This is a genomic window from Streptomyces sp. NPDC049541 (assembly GCF_044465725.1).
Taxonomy (GTDB): domain Bacteria; phylum Actinomycetota; class Actinomycetes; order Streptomycetales; family Streptomycetaceae; genus Streptomyces.
This window is the reverse complement of the sequence record NZ_JBITLY010000001.1, coordinates 492,023-509,211: the sequence shown is the minus strand read 5'-3', so window position 1 is coordinate 509,211 and position 17,189 is coordinate 492,023. Positions and strand designations below refer to the sequence as shown.

Genomic DNA, 17,189 nt, shown 5'->3' with positions numbered 1-17,189 from the left:
GGACCTTTGCCTCAGCCATGCGGGCGCGGCACGTCCGGGAGCCCCAACGCCCGTTGCTCGCACAGCAATTCGACGGTGCACCCGCACAGGGAATTCAGCGAGATCGTTTCCATGTCCACACAGCGCGTTCGCAGGTATTTCGAATTGTTGTCACGGGCACAGCACAGTGGCCAACACGGGACCCTGGAAAGGCCAATGAAGCAGACATTCCGCTGGAGTCACCCCCTAGTCATATGCCCCGTTTAGTCAGGACGAGTCGTGACAACCAGGACATGTAATGGTGTGCCGACCGTCATCTCCACCCGGTCGCCAACTTCCCTTAATCGCGGGCACTCGAAGCCAATTGACGGGAACCACGTGGGGGTTTTACGAAAACCCACAGACGACGCTAGGGTGCCTCAGATGTTTCACGCGAACTCGTTGCACCCGCACGGCCAGAACAGGGCGCCGCTCCCGCCGGCACAGTCACCGGCGTCGGGAGTGCCGAGTCCGCGCTCACCGCAGAACGAGCAGAGCCAGCCGAACAAGCCCCCCAAACCCGGCAAACGGCGCGACTCGTTCTTCGACAACGCGAAGTACCTGGCGATCCTGCTGGTGGCGATGGGCCACTCCTGGGAGCCGCTGAAGGGGGACAGCCGCATCCTGGAGGCCGCGTACACGGTGGTGTACAGCTTCCACATGCCGGCGTTCATCATCATCTCCGGCTACTTCTCGCGCAGTTTCGACCTGCGCCCCGACCGCGTCAGACGACTGATCACCGGCGTCCTCGTGCCGTACGTCGTCTTCGAGACCGCGTACACCCTCTTCAAGCGCTACGGCGACCACGATCCGAGCATGACGGTCAGTCTGCTCGACCCCTGGTACCTCACCTGGTTCCTGGTCGCACTGTTCATCTGGCGGCTGACCACCCCGCTGTGGAGGACCCTGCGGTGGCCGCTGCCCGTCGCGATCGGCATCGCGATGTTCGGATCGGTCTCACCGGAGATCGGCAACGACCTCGACCTCCAGCGCGTGCTGCAGTTCCTGCCGTACTTCGTGCTGGGCCTGTGCATGAAGCCGGAGCACTTCCAGATGGTGCGCACGCGGAGGATGCGGATTCTGGCGGTGCCGGTCTTCGCGACCGCGCTGGCCGTCGGCTGGTGGGCGGTGCCGCGGATGAACACCGCGTGGTTCTACCACCGGGACTCCGCCCAGGAGTTGGGCGCGCCGTGGTGGACCGGACCGGTCATGGTGCTCGCCATGCTCGGCTGCTCGCTGCTGCTGACCGCCTGCTTCTTCGCCTGGGTGCCGCGCCGGAAGACGTGGTTCACGGCGCTCGGCGCGGGCACGCTCTACGGGTACCTGCTGCACGGGTTCCTGGTGAAGGCCGGGGAGTTCTACGGCTGGTTCGAGCCGCAGTGGCTGCACCGGCCGTCGGGGGAGATCCTGGTGACGGTGGTCTTTGCCGGGGCCGTCACGTTGTTGTGCAGTTCGCCGGTGCGGCGGGTCTTCACGTGCGTGATGGAACCCGAGATGAGGTGGGCTTTCAAGGCGGACGTGGCTGAGGGTGCGCGGGGACGCGAGGTGGCCGGCGCCTGAGCGGTTGCTGCCCGCGCGCCTAAAGACCAGGCGGCTGCTGGGCCAGGCCGAGAAGTGCGCGCATGTGGGCGTACTTCTCGGTCAGTCTCTGGCGGGTTGCCTCGTCGGTGAGGCGGGCCAGGCGGGCCGGATCCGCGTTGTGTGCCAGGTCCGCCTCCTTCACCAGCAGGGCGCCTGGTGTGGACAGGATCCGTTCGGCGTACGCTTCCGGGCTCTCCCCCGGGCGCTTGGTGACCGCCAGGACGATGTTCTTCGTGCGGGCGCTCAGGGGGGCCTCGTTCAGCCATTGTTCGGAGAGGGCGTCGTCCTCCACGGCGTCGTGGAGCCAGGCTGCCGCTGTCTGGTCCTCGTCGCCGCCGCGTGTGCGTACGCCCTCGGCGACCGCCTGGAGGTGCTCGGCGTAGGGCCGTCCCGCCTTGTCCGCCTGGCCCTCGTGGGCGGCGCGGGCGGTGGCCTCGACCTCGGCGAGGGTCATCGGATTGCGAGGGGTCCCGGCCATCGGCTCAGCCCTGGGTCGACGGCTGGGAGGTCGCCGTCGGGCCCTCCCGGCAGATCAGCAGGAGCGCGCGGTCGTCGTTGACGTCCTTCGCGACCGCCTCGATGAGATGCCAGGCGGCGCCGTGGAAGCCGCCGGCGACATAGCGGTCGGCCTCGCCCGTGAGCCGGTCGATGCCCTCGACGATGTCCCGGTCGGAGGTCTCCACCAGGCCGTCTGTGAACAGCATCAACACGTCACCGGGGCGCAGCGAGCCCTTCACGGGGTCGAACTGCGCGCCGTCGTACACACCCAGGAGCGGACCCTCGGCCGCCTTCTCCTCCCAGCGGCCGCTGCCCGCGCTGAGCTGGAGACCCGGCGGATGGCCCGCGGAGTAGAGCTCGTAGTCACCGGAGTCGAGGTCCAGGACGAGGTGGATCGAGGTCGCGAAGCCTTCGTCCCAGTCCTGGCGGAGCAGATAGCCGTTGGCCGCCGGGAGGAACGCGTGCGGGGGCAGGGAGCCGAGGAGGCCGCCGAAGGCCCCCGACAGGAGCAGGGCGCGCGAGCCCGCGTCCATGCCCTTCCCGGAGACGTCCGTCAGGACGACCTCCAGGGTGCGACCGCCGTTGGTGCGGGCGGCGACCACGAAGTCGCCCGAGAAGGACTGGCCGCCCGCGGGACGCAGCGCCATCTCGCGGTGCCAGCCCACCGGCAGCAGCGGCAGCTTGCTCTGCACCCGGATGCGTTCGCGCAGGTCGAAGAGCATGGTGCCGCCCCGCCGCCAGGGCACGCCGACCCGGCTGCGGAACTGGGCGATGAGCAGGCCGAAGAACCCGCAGGCGGCCACCACCAGTACGACGCCAGGGGTGACACGGGAAGGGCCCTCCGTGTAGGGCCCCAGTTTCACCGACTCCACGATCAGCGCCGTGGCCGCGGCCGCGTACAGACCGAGCAGGCTCGCCGGACGCAGCAGCAGGCCGCCGGCGACGATCGGCAGGACCAGTACGGCCGGGGAGCACCAGACGGAGTTGGCGAGCGTGACGGCGGCGATCAGCGGGACGGTGAGGAGCAGACCGGCGAGCGCGACCCAGTCCGAGCCGTCCCCCCGGAAGTAGTCCACGGCGCTTCTGCGCAGGCCGACGCGGACCCGGTGCCACTGCATCTTCAACCGGGCCGTGAACGTCTCGGCTGCTGCGCGCCGCTCTCGTCCTGCTGCCATTAGTTCGGGACCCTATCCATCGGACCAGCTGCTTGGCACGGGAGGTCCCACTTGTCCCCCGTCCGAGGTTCAACTTCACAGTGAACTTCACAGAAAGCCGTTGCGGGCCCGCCAAGGCGAAATTCCCTCGCCTGTCCCGCAATGCCCTGGTAGGCATGGTTCATGGGGACTGACTTGCGCGTACTGCGCCGGGAAGACTGGGACCAGTGGTACGACAACCTGATCCGCGCCTTCGGCGGGATTCCGGAGCCGGCCGAGGAACGGGCACTGTTTCGTGAGCTCACCGAGACAGACCGCTCCATCGGTGCCTGGGACGGTGAGGCGTACGTCGGGACGGCGGGCGCGTTCTCCTTCCGGCTGACCGTGCCCGGCGGGGCCGCGGTGTCCGCGGCGGGCGTGACCATGGTGTCGGTGGCCGCGACGCACCGGCGGCGCGGGGTGCTGACGTCCATGATGCGGCGGCAGTTGGACGACGTACGGTCCTGGGGCGAGCCGCTGGCCGTCCTGACGGCGTCCGAACCCGCGATCTACGGACGGTTCGGGTACGGCGTCGGGACGTACCACGTCAACGCCGAGATCGACACGACTCGCGTACGGCTGTCCGTGCCGCCCGGCACCGATGACGTACGGCTGCGGTACGCGGAGCCGGCCGACGTACTCGACGCGTGCGAGGCGGTGTACGCCCAACTGGTCGCGCGGCGGCCCGGAATGGTGGCGCGCATTCCGGGCTGGGAGCGGCTGTGGCTGCTCGACCCGGAGAGCGAGCGGGGCGGTGCGTCGCCGCTGCAGTGCGTGCTCGCGGAGCGGGACGGCGAGGTCGTCGGGTACGCCCGCTTCCGGATCAAGGCGGACTGGGAGGCCGCCGGCCCCAGGGGGACGGTCGTCACACAGGACGTGGAGGCACTGGACCCGGCGGCGCACGCGGCGCTCTGGCGGTTCCTGTTCGAGATCGACCTGACGACGCGGATCGACGCGCGGCGGCGGCCGCTGGACGAGCCGTGGCAGCACATGGTGTCCGACATCCGCCGCTGCTCGCTGCTGGTCCGGGACTCGCTGCACATACGGCTGGTGGACGTCGGCGCCGCGCTGCAGGCGCGCACGTATCAGGTGCCGGTGGACGTGGTGCTGGAGGTCGAGGACGCCTTCTGCCCCTGGAACGAGGGCCGCTGGCGGCTGACCGGCGACCCGAAGGGCGCGTCCTGCGAGCGTACGGCGGATGCCGCCGACCTCGCCCTGTCCGTACGGGAGTTGGGCTCGGCGTACCTCGGCGGGGTCCCGCTGGCGTCGCTGGCGGCGGCCGGCAGGGTGCGCGAGCTGCGCCAGGGCGCACTGGCGGAGGCGTCGCTCGCGTTCGGCTCGGCGGTGGCGCCCTGGTTGCCGCACGGGTTCTAGCGCCGCGTCAGCGCTGTTGGCAGGTGGGGCACCAGAAGAGGTTGCGGGCGGCGAGGTCTGCGGTGCGGATCTCGGCGGCGCAGATGTGGCAGGGGAGGGTGGTCCGGCGGTAGACGTACACCTCACCGCCGTGGTCGTCGACGCGGGGCGGGCGGCCCATCGCCTCGGGGGTGTGTTCCGGGCGGACGGTGTCGATGCGGTTGTTGCGGACGCCCTCGTGCATCAGTTCCACCAGGTCGGACCAGATCGCGTCCCACTCGGCGGGTGTGACGTCCCTGCCGGGGCGGTAGGGGTCGATGCCGTGGCGGAAGAGGACCTCGGCGCGGTAGACGTTGCCGACGCCCGCGATCACCTTCTGGTCCATGAGGAGGGCGGCGATCGTCGTACGGCTGCGGGAGATTCGGCGGTACGCCGTCTGCGGGTCGGCGTCCTCGCGGAGGGGGTCGGGGCCGAGGCGGGCGTGTATCGCGTTCTTCTCGGTGTCCGTGATGAGGGCACAGGTCGTGGGGCCGCGGAGGTCCACGTATGCGGTGTTGTTCGCGAGGCGGAGGCGGACGGTGTCCGTGGGTGGGGGTGGTGGGGCCTCGCCGAAGGTGACCTTGCCGAAGAGGCCGAGGTGGATGTGGACCCAGTCGGTGTCCCGGAAGCCTAGGAAGAGGTGTTTGCCGTGGGCTTCGGTGTGGGTGAGTTCGGCCCTGTCGAGGAGTTGTGCCGCGTCGGAGAACTTGCCCTGGGGGCTGGTGACGTGGGGGCTCGTGCCGAGGAATCTCGTGGCGTAGTCCTTGGCCAGGCGGTGGATCGTGTGCCCCTCCGGCACGGTGGCTCCTGTTCGTCTGCGGGTGGGCGGACGTGGGTTTGTTCGCCCCCGCCGCCCTTACCCGTTCCCGTCCCCAGGGGCTGCCGCCCCTTCGGCCCCGCCCAGGGGGCTTCGCCCCCTGGACCCCCATCGGCCTGACGGCCTTGTCCTCAAACGCCGGACGGGCTGAAAAGCTCGGGTGCCGGACGGGCTGAAAGCTCGGGCGCCGGACGGGCTGAGAATTACTGCTGCGGGTGGTGGGGCGGGATGGGGGGCAGGTCGCCCGTTGTCTCGTAGGTCGCGAGCATGTCGATTCGGCGGATGTGGCGGGCGTCCTCGGAGAAGGGGGTGCCCAGGAAGGTCTCGACGAACTTGGTCGCCTCCTCCTGGGTGTGCATGCGTGCGCCCACCGCGACGACGTTGGCGTTGTTGTGCTGGCGGCCGAGGGAGGCCGTCTCCTCGCTCCAGGCGAGGGCCGCGCGGACGCCCTTGACCTTGTTCGCCGCGATCTGCTCGCCGTTGCCGGAGCCGCCGATCACGATGCCGAGGGCGTCGGGGTCCGCGGCCGTCCGCTCCGCGGCACGGAGGCAGAAGGGCGGGTAGTCGTCCTGGGCGTCGTAGATGTGGGGGCCGCAGTCGACGGGCTCGTGGCCCGCCGCCTTGAGCCACTCGACGAGGTGGTTCTTGAGTTCGAAGCCCGCATGGTCGGAGCCGAGATACACGCGCATGGTTCCGAGTGTGACATGGCTGTTTCCGGGCAGCAGCCTCGGGTGGCGGCCGGGAGGGAAGGGGATCCAGCACAACGACCCCGACCAAGGAACCTCAAGGAAACCTCAAGTAACGATCTGGATTCAAAGGTTCACGAATTCCTTTGCCTCCGTTTCACTGGACCAACTCGTACGCGACCCGTACGGGACCGCTCACCCGGCGCAAAGGAATTCCCCATGACTGGTCTCCAGGCCGGACTGAAGAACCGCCATCTGTCGATGATCGCCATCGGTGGCGTCATCGGCGCCGGCCTCTTCGTCGGCTCCAGCTCCGGTATCGCCACCGCGGGACCGGGCATCCTCCTGTCGTACGCCCTCGTCGGCACGCTCGTCGTCCTTGTGATGCGCATGCTCGGCGAGATGTCCGCCGCCAACCCGACCTCCGGCTCGTTCTCGGCGCACGCGGACCGGGCGCTCGGCCGCTGGGCCGGGTTCTCCATCGGCTGGCTCTACTGGTTCTTCTGGGTCGTGGTGCTCGCGGTGGAGGCCACCGCCGGGGCCAAGATCCTGGCGGGGTGGGTGCCGGCCGTTCCGCAGTGGGGCTGGGCCCTGATCGTGATGGCGGTGCTGACCGCCACCAACCTCGTCTCGGTCGGTTCCTACGGCGAGTTCGAGTTCTGGTTCGCGGGGATCAAGGTCGTCGCGATCGGTGCGTTCATCGTGGTCGGCGGGCTCGCGGTCTTCGGGGTGCTGCCGGGCGTCGACAGCGACAAGGCGGGCCTGGGCAACCTCACCGGCCACGGCGGCTTCCTGCCCAACGGGCCCGGCGCGATCCTCACGGGCGTACTGCTGGTCGTCTTCTCCTTCATGGGCAGCGAGATCGCGACGCTGGCCGCCGGTGAGTCGGAGGACCCGCAGCGGGCCGTCACCAAGTCGACCAACAGCATCATCTGGCGGATCGCCGTCTTCTACCTGGGCTCGATCCTCGTCGTCGTGACCCTGCTGCCGTGGAACGACCCGTCGATCAAGAAGCAGGGCTCCTACGTCGCGGCCCTCGACTCGCTCGGGATCGCGCACGCCGGTCAGATCATGAACTTCATCGTGCTGACCTCGGTGCTGTCCTGTCTCAACTCGGGTCTCTACACGGCCTCCCGGATGGCCTTCTCGCTCGGTGAGCGCGGCGACGCGCCGAAGGCCTTCGCCAGGACCACCTCGCGGGGCGTTCCGTTGGCCGCGATCGTCGCGTCCGTCGTCTTCGGGTTCGTCGCCGTGTTCTTCAACTACAAGTTCCCGGACTCGGTCTTCCTCTTCCTGGTCAACTCCAGTGGTGCGGTGGCGCTGTTCGTGTGGCTGGTCATCTGCTTCTCGCAGCTGCGGATGCGGAAGATCATCCAGGCCGAGGCGCCGGAGAAGCTGGTCGTGAAGATGTGGCTGTACCCGTATCTGACCTGGGCGACGGCCGCTCTGATCGTGTTCGTGCTCGGTTACATGCTCACGGACACGGAGCACGACGGGCGCGAGACCGTACTGCTGTCGCTGCTGGTCGCGGCGGTCGTGCTGGTCGTCGCCGTGGTGAAGGAGAAGGTGCGCGGGGGCGGCCGGGCCGCTGTCGCGGGCGCGGCCTCGGCGGAGGTGCGAGGGCAGGACAAGGTCAAGGCCGGCTGACGCCGACGGCCCTCGCCGCACCGCTCACAGAACCGCTCACAGAACCGTGAAGCTGTCCCTGACGCTGTCGTAGGTCTTGAGGGCGCGGGTTTCGGTCTCCGGCTGGTACCAGGTGTTGATCTGGTAGGACTTCCCGTCCTGGTCGAAGCCCAGCAGCCGGGCGTGCCAGGGGGCGCCCTTCATGGTGAAGGTGTACTCCCAGACCACGCCCGGGTTGCCGCGGAACGTCGTCCTCTCCAGGCGGACCTTCCGGTAGTCCTGGCCCTGGTGGGCGGCCTGCTCCGACTTCTGCCAGGTCTCCATCAGGTCGCCGCGGGCGAGGGACGACTTGGCGACCAGTTCCTGTGTGCCGTCGGGTGACGTGTAGTGCACCTCGGCCCCCGTCTTCAGATCCCGCCGCCAGCCCCGCGGCGGCGCCCACGCGAACCCGCCTGCCTCCCGATGCGCACCGGGAGGCAGGCTCTGCGGCCTGGACGTGCCCTCCACGGTGGGCGACGGGCTGTCGGGGGGTGTCGAGGCGGACGTCGTCGGCGTGGTCGAGGAGCCTGCGTGGTTACCGCCGGGTGATCCGGAGTTCGTCAGGAGGAATACGGCGACGAGGGCACCGGCAGCCAACAGGCCGCCCGCGGCCACGAGTACGGCGCGTCGGCGACTGCGGTGAGGGACCTCGGGGCCGGTCCGAGGTGCCGGGTTGGCGGACGAGGTCTCGGAGCGGGCCTCCGAGCGCGGTTCGGAGGGGACTTCGGTGGAGGCGTTCGGGAGCCGCACGGGTACCGGGGGTGCGGGAGGGGCGGAAGGTGCTTCCGGGGACGGGGCCGGGGGCTGTTCCCGGCGGAAGTCGTAGGTCGGTCCTTGGGGTACCGCGTCCTCGACGGAGGCGGGCGCGGGTCGCCCGGGGTCGCGTGCGGCGCGCATCAGACGGGTGTCCAGGTAGGCCGGGGTGGGCCTTTCGGCCCCGCCGGGCCGCTCGGGCTCGGGCTCGGCTTCGGCACCCGCGGGGCCCGGATCGGCACCCTCGAGCGGTTCGGTCCCGGGTGGCTCCTGGGGCTCGGTCGGCTCTTCCGCATCCGTCGGTCGTGGTGCCGGGTAGGCGACCCGGCGCAGGGCCTCCTCCAGGTCGGGCAGGGCCGGGCGGACCGCCGGTTCCTTCTCCAGCAGGGCTGCCAGAACCTCGCGCAGGGGGCCGGCCGCGGCGGGGAGTTCGGGCTCCTCGTAGAGGACCGCGTGCAGGGTGGCCAGGGTCGTGTCGCGGGAGAAGGGGGAACGGCCGCCCAGGGCCGCGCAGAGTGTCGCGCCCAGGGACCACACGTCCGACGGCGGGCCCTGGGGGCGGCCGGAGATCCGTTCGGGGGCCATGTAGTCGGGGGAGCCGACGAGCATGCCGACCATGGTGAGGGCCTTGGCGTCCTGGATCGCGGCGATGCCGAAGTCGGTGAGGACGACGCGCCGGCCGTTCTCCTCGACCAGGACGTTCCCCGGTTTGATGTCCCGGTGCAGGACACCGCGTGCGTGCACCTGACGCAGCGCGGCCACCAGACCGAGCCCGATCCGTGCCGTCTCACCCGGTACCAGCGGCCCCTCCTCCACCGTGATCCGTTCGAGGGAGCGGCCGACGACCAACTCCATGACGATCCACAGGCGTTCGCCCTCGTCGACGACGTCGTAGACCCGCACGACATTGGGGTGGTCGATCCGGGCGGTGGCCCGGGCCTCCCGCAGCGTGCGTTCGCGGCGGGTGCGGGAGTCCTCCGCGTCCAGGCCGTCTATGCGCATCTCCTTGACGGCGACCGGGCGGTCGAGCATCTCGTCGACGGCTCGCCACACCCGCCCCATTCCTCCCTGGCCGATGCTTTCGACCAGCCGATAGCGTCCCGTCACCAAGAGCCCTGGGACTCCGCCGCTCCTCGTATTCCCCGGCAATCCGCCGCACCCCCTCAGCCACCGAAATTCTCTCGAATACCTCAGTTATCTCGACCGCATCCCGACTGAAACACAATGGTCACACTTCATGGCATACCAGCATAGTGCGGAGAAATCTTGTGGTAGCTCTTCAAGTACTGCGAATTCAGGCGCAGCCAAGGGGGATGTGAACATGAGTTCTCGTCGCACGACGACCATCGCGGGATCGCTGGTCGCGGCATCTTTTTCGGCGGTGATGATCCTTTCCTTCACCGCCAGCGCGGACGACCAGGGGCCGGGCAGCAGCAAGGGGGGAAAGGCCGTCGACGAGGCACCGGCAGGCGTGAAGCCGACCACGCTCCTGCCCTCCAGGATCTCGGTCGACAACCGCTCGCAGAAAACGGCTCTCACCGCCACGGTGAAGAACGGGGGGACCAAGGACAGCGGAAAGATCCAGCTTCTGGTCGTCGGATTCGACGGTCTCACGGTCAAAAGTGTTCAAGGCTGCTCCCGGATTGACGAAAAGAACCTTCCGGCGGGCTCGAACAGCGGCTTCTCCTGCCCGATCGACAATCTCGCGGCCGGCAAGTCGAAGTCGTTTGCCGTCGACGCCACATTCGACGTGCGCAAGACCGGCAAGATCTGCCTTCCCGTGCAGTCCGGTGACGGGAAGAAGACGTACTGGCAGCAGGGCCCGGTTCCGTTCGGTACGACCAATCCGTCGCCGAACGCCCCGGCCACCCCGCTGCTCCTCGGCACCGACAACAAGCCGGTGGGCCCGAGCGGCAGCAAGGAGTTGCCCAAGACCGGTGTCGGGCGCGATGTCCTGCCGCTGGGGGCGGCCGGTGCCTCGCTGATCGCGGCCGGTGCGGCGGGGCTGTGGTGGTCCTCCCGGCGGCCGGCCCCGCAGCGGCTGCGCGGCTGAGCGCCCTCGGGGCGCACCGGTCGCCGCTTCGCCCGCATAACCTGACGGTCCTTGTCAGGTTATGCGGGCACGATGCGTTCCATGAACTCCGTCGACCACACCGCTGACCTGCTCACCCTCCGTCCCGGCGACCCCGGCTACGACGACGAACTCGCCGGTTTCCAGACCGGGTTCGCCCAGCGCCCCGCCGTCGTCTTCGCCGCCGCCTCGGCCGAGGACGTGATCGCCGCCGTGAGGTACGCGGCCGAACACGGTCTGCCGGTCGGCGTCCAGGCCACCGGGCACGGGCTGCCCGGCCCGTCCACGGGCGGGGTGCTGGTGACGACCAGGCGGATGGACCGGGTGACCGTAGACCCCGGGGCGCGCACCGCGCGCCTCCAGGCGGGCGTCCGCTGGGGGCAGGTCGTGGCGGCCGCCGAGCCGTACGGTCTGGCCCCGCTCAACGGCTCCGCGCCGAGTGTCGGCGCCGTCTCCTACACACTGAGCGGCGGGCTGGGCATCCTGGCCAGGGAGTTCGGATACGCGGCCGACCATGTCCGCTCCCTGGACCTCGTCACCGCCGACGGCCGGCTCCGGCGCGTGACCCGGGAGTCCGAGCCCGACCTGTACTGGGCCCTGCTCGGCGGCGGCCACAACTTCGGCATCGTCACCGAGCTGGAGATCGGCCTCGTACCCGTGCGGACGCTCTACGGCGGTTCGCTCGCGTTCGACGGCCGCCAGGTCGACCCGGCGGCCCTGCTGCGGGCGTACGAGCAGTGGACGCGGACCGTGCCCGAGGGGCTGACCTCGTCCTTCGCGGCCGTACCGTATCCGGACGTGCCGGCGTTGCCGCCGCAGCTGCGGGGTCGGTACGTCGTCTCCGTGCGCGTCGCGTACACCGGGGCCGACAGTGAGCAACTCGTCGCCCCGCTGCGTGAGCTGGGGCCCGTGCTCGCCGACTCCCTGCGCGAGATGCCGTATGCCGAGAGCCGCACCATCCACAGCGACCCCGACTTCCCTCATGCGTACTACGGGGACAGTGCGGTGCTGTGCGAGCTGGACGTGGAGCGGGCCGGTGAGGTGCTCGCCGCCACCGGGCCGGATGCGGGTGGTCCGATGTGCGTCCTGCAGATCAACCACCTGGGCGGGGCGCTCGCCCGGCCCGCGCCGAACTCGGTGCCGTACCGCGAAGGGCGGTTCCTGGTGCGGCTGCTGACGGTGGGCGACCGGGACGCGGCGCGCGCGGTGCTGGATCCGGCGTGCGCGCTGCTCGCTCCGGTCACGCTCGGGCGGGCGCTCAACTTCGCCTTCGGCGCCGGGGACCGGACGGACGGGCTGTACGACGCCGGAACGCTGAAGAGGCTCGCCGGGCTGAAGTCGACGTACGACCCGGCGAACCTCTTCCGCAGGAACTACAACCTCAGCGCTTGTCGATGAGCTTCCAGGCGGTGGGCATGACGCCCATCGCCAGGGCGGCCTTGAGAGCGTCGCCGATCAGGAACGGGGTGAGGCCGGCCGCGATCGCCGCGGACGCGGACATGTCGGCGGCGTAGGCCAGGTACGGGACGCCGACGGCGTAGATGATCGCCTCGCCGAGCAGCATGGTGCCCGCCATGCGCAGCACCGAGCGGTCGGCGCCGCGGCGCGCCAGGGCGCCCACGACGGTGGAGGCGAGGAGCATGCCGAGGATGTAGCCGAAGGAGACGGAGACACCGGAGCTGCCGCCCGCGAACCACGGCACACCGGCGAGACCGGCCAGCGCGTACAGGACGAGCGAGGCGAGGCCACGGCTCGCGCCGAGAGTCGTGCCGACCAGCAGCGCGGCGAAGGTCTGGCCGGTCACCGGCACCGGGGAGCCCGGCACGGGCACGGAGATCTGGGCCGCGAGGCCGGTGAGCGCGGCGCCGCCGAGCACGAGTGCCACGTCCCGGACGCGGGAGGCGGGCAGCAGGTCGGCGAGGACCTCGCGGGGGCGGGCGGTGGCGGCGGCGGTGCTCATGGGGACTCCGCGGGTGACGGGGACATGCTGGGACACGGTGACGCTATCCCGGCCGCCTCGAGCCGATCACCGTCAGCGGTCGACAAAGGCTGGAACGCGAGCTTGGTGGGCTTCGAACAAACAGTGCTGGTTACACGGGGTTTCGCGTGATACCGGTCACTGAGGCAGGGAGGCCGTGCTCACCCAGCGGGACGCGGGCAGGTCTGTGGGGTCTCACCAAATGAATCCTAGCGGTCTGGCCGGATTCACCTTTTCTGGCCTACCCTTCGAGCCATGGTTGCCCAGGCCCGGAACTTCACGTCGCGTCGCTATGTCGACCTGCGACGCCAGGGTGCTGCCACCTGTCGCCGTCCGGTGTGAGGCGGGCCGCGGCACGCCTCGACCTCCGAGACGTGTCGGCCCCGTTCCCGAGGACGGTCTCCCATGCCCTCTGCCCCGGCATCCACCCTGACGTCCCCTTCCACCCGTCGCCGCGCCAGCGCGAGCGTCGTGCTGCGGTCCGTGCTGGAGCACGGTCCGGTGGCCCGCAGCACCATCGCCCGGCTGACCGGTCTTTCGCCGGCGTCGGTGACGGACTACTGCGCCCGGTTCGCCGAACTGGGCCTGATCCGCGAGTCGGCCGTGCCCCGGCGTTCGAACGGGGTGGGCCGCCCGCATGTCCCCGTCGATCTGGACGACTCCCGGTTCGTGGTGGGCGGGGTGCATGTGGCGGTCCCGTACACCACGGTCGCACTGCTCGATCTGCGCGGCCGGGTGGTGGCACTGCGCGAGTTGAAGCACGAGCGCACCGATCCCGGCTGGGTGCTGTCCCGGGCCGCCGAGGGGCTCGGGGCGCTGCTGGCCCGGAACCCCCGCTGCAGGGCTCTCGGTGTCGGCGTGGCCGTCGGCGGCTGGGTGGACCGCGAGTCCGGGACCGTCGTCGAGCACGCGCTGCTCGGCTGGCGGGAGGTGGCGGTGCGGGAGGTGCTCGGCGAGCGCACCGGGCTGCCGGTCCATGTGGACGGCCACGCGAGGGCGCTGGTCAACGCGGAGCGGCTGTTCGGGCGGGCGCGGGGCAGCGGGAGCATGCTGCATCTGTTCGTCGGCAACGTCGTCGACGCGGCGTTCGCCACCCATGACGCGGTGCACCACGGGCCCCGCTCCCAGGCGGGCGCCATCGCACATCTGCCGGTGCCGGGGGGCACGGAGCCCTGCGCCTGCGGGCGGACCGGCTGCCTGCAGGCCGAGTTGAGCGAGCGGACGCTGTGCCGGCGGGCTCGGGAGGCGGGCGTGACGGACGGCGTGAACCCCATGCATGTGGTCGCGGCGGCCGCCGCGGACGATCCCGAGGCCGTACGGCTGCTGGTGCAGCGGGCGGGAGCGATCGGGCGGGCGGCGCGGCTGCTGCTCGATGTGCTCAATCCGGAGACGGTGGTCGTGACGGAGGTCGGGATCATCCACCGGGAGGACTGCCTGAACGCGTTGCGCGAGGGGGTCGGCGACGAGCGTGCGGCGGCCGTGGTGCCGACGAGTTTCCCGGATTCGGTGCTCGCGGTGGCGGGCGGTTCGGTTGCCCTCGACGTGCTCTACCGGGATCCGCTGGCCGCTTGACCTGAGGCTATTTAATTCAGAATCGCCGAATATTGACAGGGCTCGGCGCCGACCAGGAGCATCGTACTCATGAGCCCGATCGTGAGCTGTCGCACCCTTTGTTGCTGACACGTTGCCGCGTGTGAAGCGCTCATTTCCTGCTGTGTGAATTCCTCTCTCCGACCGTCCGGTCGCCCGGAATTCCGCATGCCTTTCTCTCCTCGCTTTCCTTTCTTTCCTCACTTTCCTTCCCGCCTCACGGAGTCCTGCCATGCCTTCTTCTCCCGGGCCCGGTCTCGACCGACGGCTCTTTCTCACTTCAGTGCTCGGCGCCGCAGCCGGTGTCGCCGGTCTGACCGGCTGCGCGGGCGGCAGTGCATCCGCCGACAGCAAGGGCGTCTCGACCGCGCCGCTCGCCGACAGGGTTCCGGCCGGTACGAGCCTGAAGATCGCCTCGTATCAGAACACCGAACAACTCCAGTTCAAGCTGGCCAAGTTGGGCGACCTGCCGTTCAAGGTGTCGAACTGGCTGAACATCGGCGCAGGACCGGATGTGATCAACGCTTTCCGCGCCAAATCCCTGGACGTCGCCAACAATGCGGGAATCCCGCCGATCCAGGCGCACTACCAGGGCTTCGACGCGAAGATCGTCGCAATCAACATCACCCGCAAGCCGAATTACCTCTTCGTCACCAAGCCAGGCAGCGACATCCGGTCGGTCGCGGACTTCAAGGGCAAGAAGCTCGCCTTCTCGCAGGGCCAGGCCCAGGGTGTCGTGCTCCTGCGGGCGTTGAAGAAGGCGGGCCTCAAGTACGACGAGGTCGACCTCGTCCCGCTGACCAGCAACCAGTTCCTGACCGCCCTGCAGTCCGGCCAGGTGGACATCGCGCCGCTCCCCAACCAGCAGGCGCCCGCCTATCTGGGGCAGTACGCGTCCAAGGGCGCCCACGCCATCACCACGGACGTCGTCGACCTCCTCAACCTGCTGTGGGCGCCGGCCTCCGTGCTCAACGACCCCGCGAAGGCCGCCGCGGTCGCCGCGTACATCCCGTACTGGGCCAAGGGCCAGGTCTGGATCTACGAGAACCCCGACGCCTGGAACGAGGAGTTCTACGTCAAGACGCAGAACCTGACCCGCGCGCAGGCCCGGGGCATCAGCAAACTCGCCAACAAGCCTCTGTTCCCGCCGAGTTGGGCCGAGGCGATCAAGTGGGAGCAGGAGACCGCCGATCTGCTGGCGGAGGGCGGCTTCGTGAAGAAGTTCGACGTCTCCTCGCTCTTCGACCACCGCTTCGAGTCCATCGCCGCCAAGGCCGTGCCTGCGGAGTACCGGAGGTGACCGCGATGACCACCACCACGCCCACCGCACTCCCGGCGCAGGTTCAGGAGCAGAGCCGTCCCGTACGGCGCCGCCGCGGCCTGTCCCCCGGCAGGCGGCTCCCCGCCTCCCGGCTGATCGGCCCCGCCCTCTTCCTCGCCCTGTGGGCCGCCGCCTCGGCCGCCGGACGACTCGACCCGGCCGCGATCCCCACGCCCTGGACGGTGCTGTGGACCGCCGGCCGGCTGTGGAGCGCCGGGACGCTGCCCACGGACATCCTGACCTCCCTCGAACGGGCCGCGTACGGCTTCACCATCGGTCTCGCCGCCGGGGTCGTGCTGGCGCTGGCGGCCGGCCTCAGCCGGGTCGGCGAGGCGCTGATCGACGGGACGGTGAACCTCAACCGGGCGATCCCGACCCTCGGTCTGATCCCGCTGTTCATCCTCTGGCTGGGCATCGGCGAGGGGTTCAAGATCGCGATCATCGCGATCGTCGTCTATGTCCCGATCTATCTGAACACGCACGCCGCGCTGTCCGGCATCGACAGCCGCTACGTCGAACTCGCCGAGGTGCAGGGGCTGGCCCGCTTCCGGTTCATCCGCCAGATCGTCATTCCCGGCGCCCTGCCCGGATTCTTCGTGGGACTCCGGCTCGGGGTGACCGGCTCCTGGCTGGGCCTGGTGGTCCTCGAACAGATCAACGCCACCAGCGGGCTCGGCTACATGATGTTCCAGGCCCAGAACTACGGCCAGTCCGACGTCATCCTCGTGGGCCTGCTCGTCTACGGGATCTTCGGCCTGGTCTCCGACAGCGCGGTCCGTCTCATCGAACGGAGGGTGCTGTCATGGCGCCGCACACTGAGCAGCTGACCCGCCCTGCGGTCCAGCTCAGGGGCCTCACCCGGTCGTTCGAGGGGCGGACCGTGCTCGACGGCATCGACCTCGACATCCCGGCGGGACAGTTCACCGCCCTGCTCGGGCACAGCGGCTCCGGCAAGAGCACACTGCTGCGGGCGATCGCGGGCCTGGACCACAAGGTCACCGGCAGCGGGCAGCTCACGGCCCCGGAGCAGGTGTCCGTGGTCTTCCAGGACTCCCGGCTGCTGCCCTGGCGCCGGGTCCTGGACAACGTACTCCTCGGCCTGGACGGCAGGGACTCCGAGCGGAAGGGCCGCGAGGCCCTCGCCGAGGTGGGCCTGAAGGGCCGCGAGCGGGCCTGGCCGAGCGAGCTGTCCGGCGGCGAGGCGCAGCGGGCCGCGCTCGCGCGGTCGCTGGTCCGGGAGCCCGAACTGCTGCTGGCCGACGAGCCGTTCGGGGCCTTGGACGCACTGACGCGCATCAAGATGCACGCCTTGCTGCGGGAGCTGTGGAAGCGGCATCAGCCGTCCGTGCTGCTGGTCACCCATGACGTGGACGAGGCGATCGTGCTCGCCGATCGGGTGCTTGTGCTCGACTCCGGGCGGATCTCGGTCGATCTGGCCATCGAGCGAGATGCCGGGGCGCGCGGCGAGTACCGGGAGCGGTTGCTCTCGGCGCTGGGTGTCACCGAGGGGGTGGGGTGACCGTCCGGGGGCTGCCGCCCCCAGGCCCCCGCTTTTCGGCCTGAACGGCCTCGTCCTCACACGCCGGACGGGCTGAAGTGCCGCGACCGGCACTCGCCAGAACCGGA

General features: G+C 70.0%; 15 protein-coding genes. 9 read left to right on the top strand and 6 right to left on the bottom strand.

What is annotated here, in order from left to right; genetic code table 11:
- The first annotated feature begins 402 nt into the window (after positions 1–402).
- Positions 403–1,578: an acyltransferase family protein gene (locus ACIBW9_RS02310; protein WP_398950377.1), complete on the top strand. Its 1,176-nt coding sequence runs from the start codon at positions 403–405 to the stop codon at positions 1,576–1,578.
- A 19-nt stretch (positions 1,579–1,597) separates the two neighbouring features.
- Here the strand turns inward: ACIBW9_RS02310 and ACIBW9_RS02305 are convergent, their stop codons facing one another.
- On the bottom strand, positions 1,598–2,077 hold the full coding sequence (locus tag ACIBW9_RS02305) for an HD domain-containing protein (protein WP_398950375.1): 480 nt from the start codon (positions 2,075–2,077) through the stop codon (positions 1,598–1,600).
- A 4-nt stretch (positions 2,078–2,081) separates the two neighbouring features.
- On the bottom strand, positions 2,082–3,272 hold the full coding sequence (locus tag ACIBW9_RS02300) for a PP2C family protein-serine/threonine phosphatase (protein ID WP_398950373.1): 1,191 nt from the start codon (positions 3,270–3,272) through the stop codon (positions 2,082–2,084).
- 162 nt (positions 3,273–3,434) lie between these two features.
- On the opposite strand from ACIBW9_RS02300, the gene ACIBW9_RS02295 reads away from it, so the two are divergent.
- Positions 3,435–4,664, top strand: coding sequence for a GNAT family N-acetyltransferase (locus tag ACIBW9_RS02295; protein WP_398950370.1), 1,230 nt, complete (start codon positions 3,435–3,437; stop codon positions 4,662–4,664).
- A gap of 7 nt (positions 4,665–4,671) precedes the next feature.
- Here ACIBW9_RS02295 and ACIBW9_RS02290 read toward each other — a convergent pair whose 3' ends face one another.
- Both ACIBW9_RS02290 and ACIBW9_RS02285 read right to left on the bottom strand, forming a co-directional pair.
- Positions 4,672–5,481 carry an Fpg/Nei family DNA glycosylase gene (locus tag ACIBW9_RS02290; protein WP_398950368.1) on the bottom strand — a complete coding sequence of 270 codons (810 nt, stop codon included), beginning with the start codon at positions 5,479–5,481 and terminating at the stop codon, positions 4,672–4,674.
- 221 nt (positions 5,482–5,702) lie between these two features.
- Entirely contained in the window at positions 5,703–6,188 is a 486-nt protein-coding gene (locus ACIBW9_RS02285; protein ID WP_398950366.1) for a ribose-5-phosphate isomerase, read from the bottom strand.
- Positions 6,189–6,404: 216 nt separating this feature from the next.
- Here ACIBW9_RS02285 and ACIBW9_RS02280 point away from each other — a divergent pair, with 216 nt between their 5' ends.
- The gene (locus ACIBW9_RS02280) at positions 6,405–7,832 is read left to right on the top strand and encodes an amino acid permease (protein WP_398950364.1); all 1,428 of its coding nucleotides are present in this window, start codon (positions 6,405–6,407) and stop codon (positions 7,830–7,832) included.
- A 36-nt stretch (positions 7,833–7,868) separates the two neighbouring features.
- Here ACIBW9_RS02280 and ACIBW9_RS02275 read toward each other — a convergent pair whose 3' ends face one another.
- Complete coding sequence (locus ACIBW9_RS02275; protein ID WP_398952061.1) at positions 7,869–9,665, bottom strand: protein kinase; 1,797 nt, start codon at positions 9,663–9,665, stop codon at positions 7,869–7,871.
- A gap of 259 nt (positions 9,666–9,924) precedes the next feature.
- Between ACIBW9_RS02275 and ACIBW9_RS02270 the strand changes: the two genes are divergently transcribed.
- Positions 9,925–10,656 carry an LPXTG cell wall anchor domain-containing protein gene (locus ACIBW9_RS02270; protein WP_398950362.1) on the top strand — a complete coding sequence of 244 codons (732 nt, stop codon included), beginning with the start codon at positions 9,925–9,927 and terminating at the stop codon, positions 10,654–10,656.
- 81 nt (positions 10,657–10,737) lie between these two features.
- A complete protein-coding gene (locus ACIBW9_RS02265; RefSeq protein ID WP_398950360.1) occupies positions 10,738–12,072 on the top strand; it encodes an FAD-binding oxidoreductase in 1,335 nt (444 codons plus the stop codon).
- Here the strand turns inward: ACIBW9_RS02265 and ACIBW9_RS02260 are convergent.
- Positions 12,056–12,634, bottom strand: coding sequence for a biotin transporter BioY (locus tag ACIBW9_RS02260; RefSeq protein WP_390691892.1), 579 nt, complete (start codon positions 12,632–12,634; stop codon positions 12,056–12,058). The two genes, ACIBW9_RS02265 and ACIBW9_RS02260, sit on opposite strands and share 17 nt — an antisense overlap.
- A gap of 423 nt (positions 12,635–13,057) precedes the next feature.
- Between ACIBW9_RS02260 and ACIBW9_RS02255 the strand changes: the two genes are divergently transcribed.
- The 4 genes from ACIBW9_RS02255 (at position 13,058) to ACIBW9_RS02240 (ending at position 17,082) form a co-directional block, all read left to right on the top strand.
- Entirely contained in the window at positions 13,058–14,224 is a 1,167-nt protein-coding gene (locus ACIBW9_RS02255; RefSeq protein WP_398950357.1) for an ROK family protein, read from the top strand.
- Positions 14,225–14,474: 250 nt separating this feature from the next.
- Entirely contained in the window at positions 14,475–15,542 is a 1,068-nt protein-coding gene (locus tag ACIBW9_RS02250; protein WP_398950355.1) for an ABC transporter substrate-binding protein, read from the top strand.
- Between the two features lie 5 nt (positions 15,543–15,547).
- Positions 15,548–16,390 (top strand): ABC transporter permease, encoded by an 843-nt coding sequence (locus tag ACIBW9_RS02245; RefSeq protein ID WP_398950353.1) that lies wholly within the window; start codon positions 15,548–15,550, stop codon positions 16,388–16,390.
- Entirely contained in the window at positions 16,366–17,082 is a 717-nt protein-coding gene (locus ACIBW9_RS02240) for an ABC transporter ATP-binding protein (RefSeq protein ID WP_398950351.1), read from the top strand. Before ACIBW9_RS02245 ends, ACIBW9_RS02240 begins: the two co-directional genes overlap by 25 nt.
- The last annotated feature ends 107 nt before the right edge of the window (positions 17,083–17,189 follow it).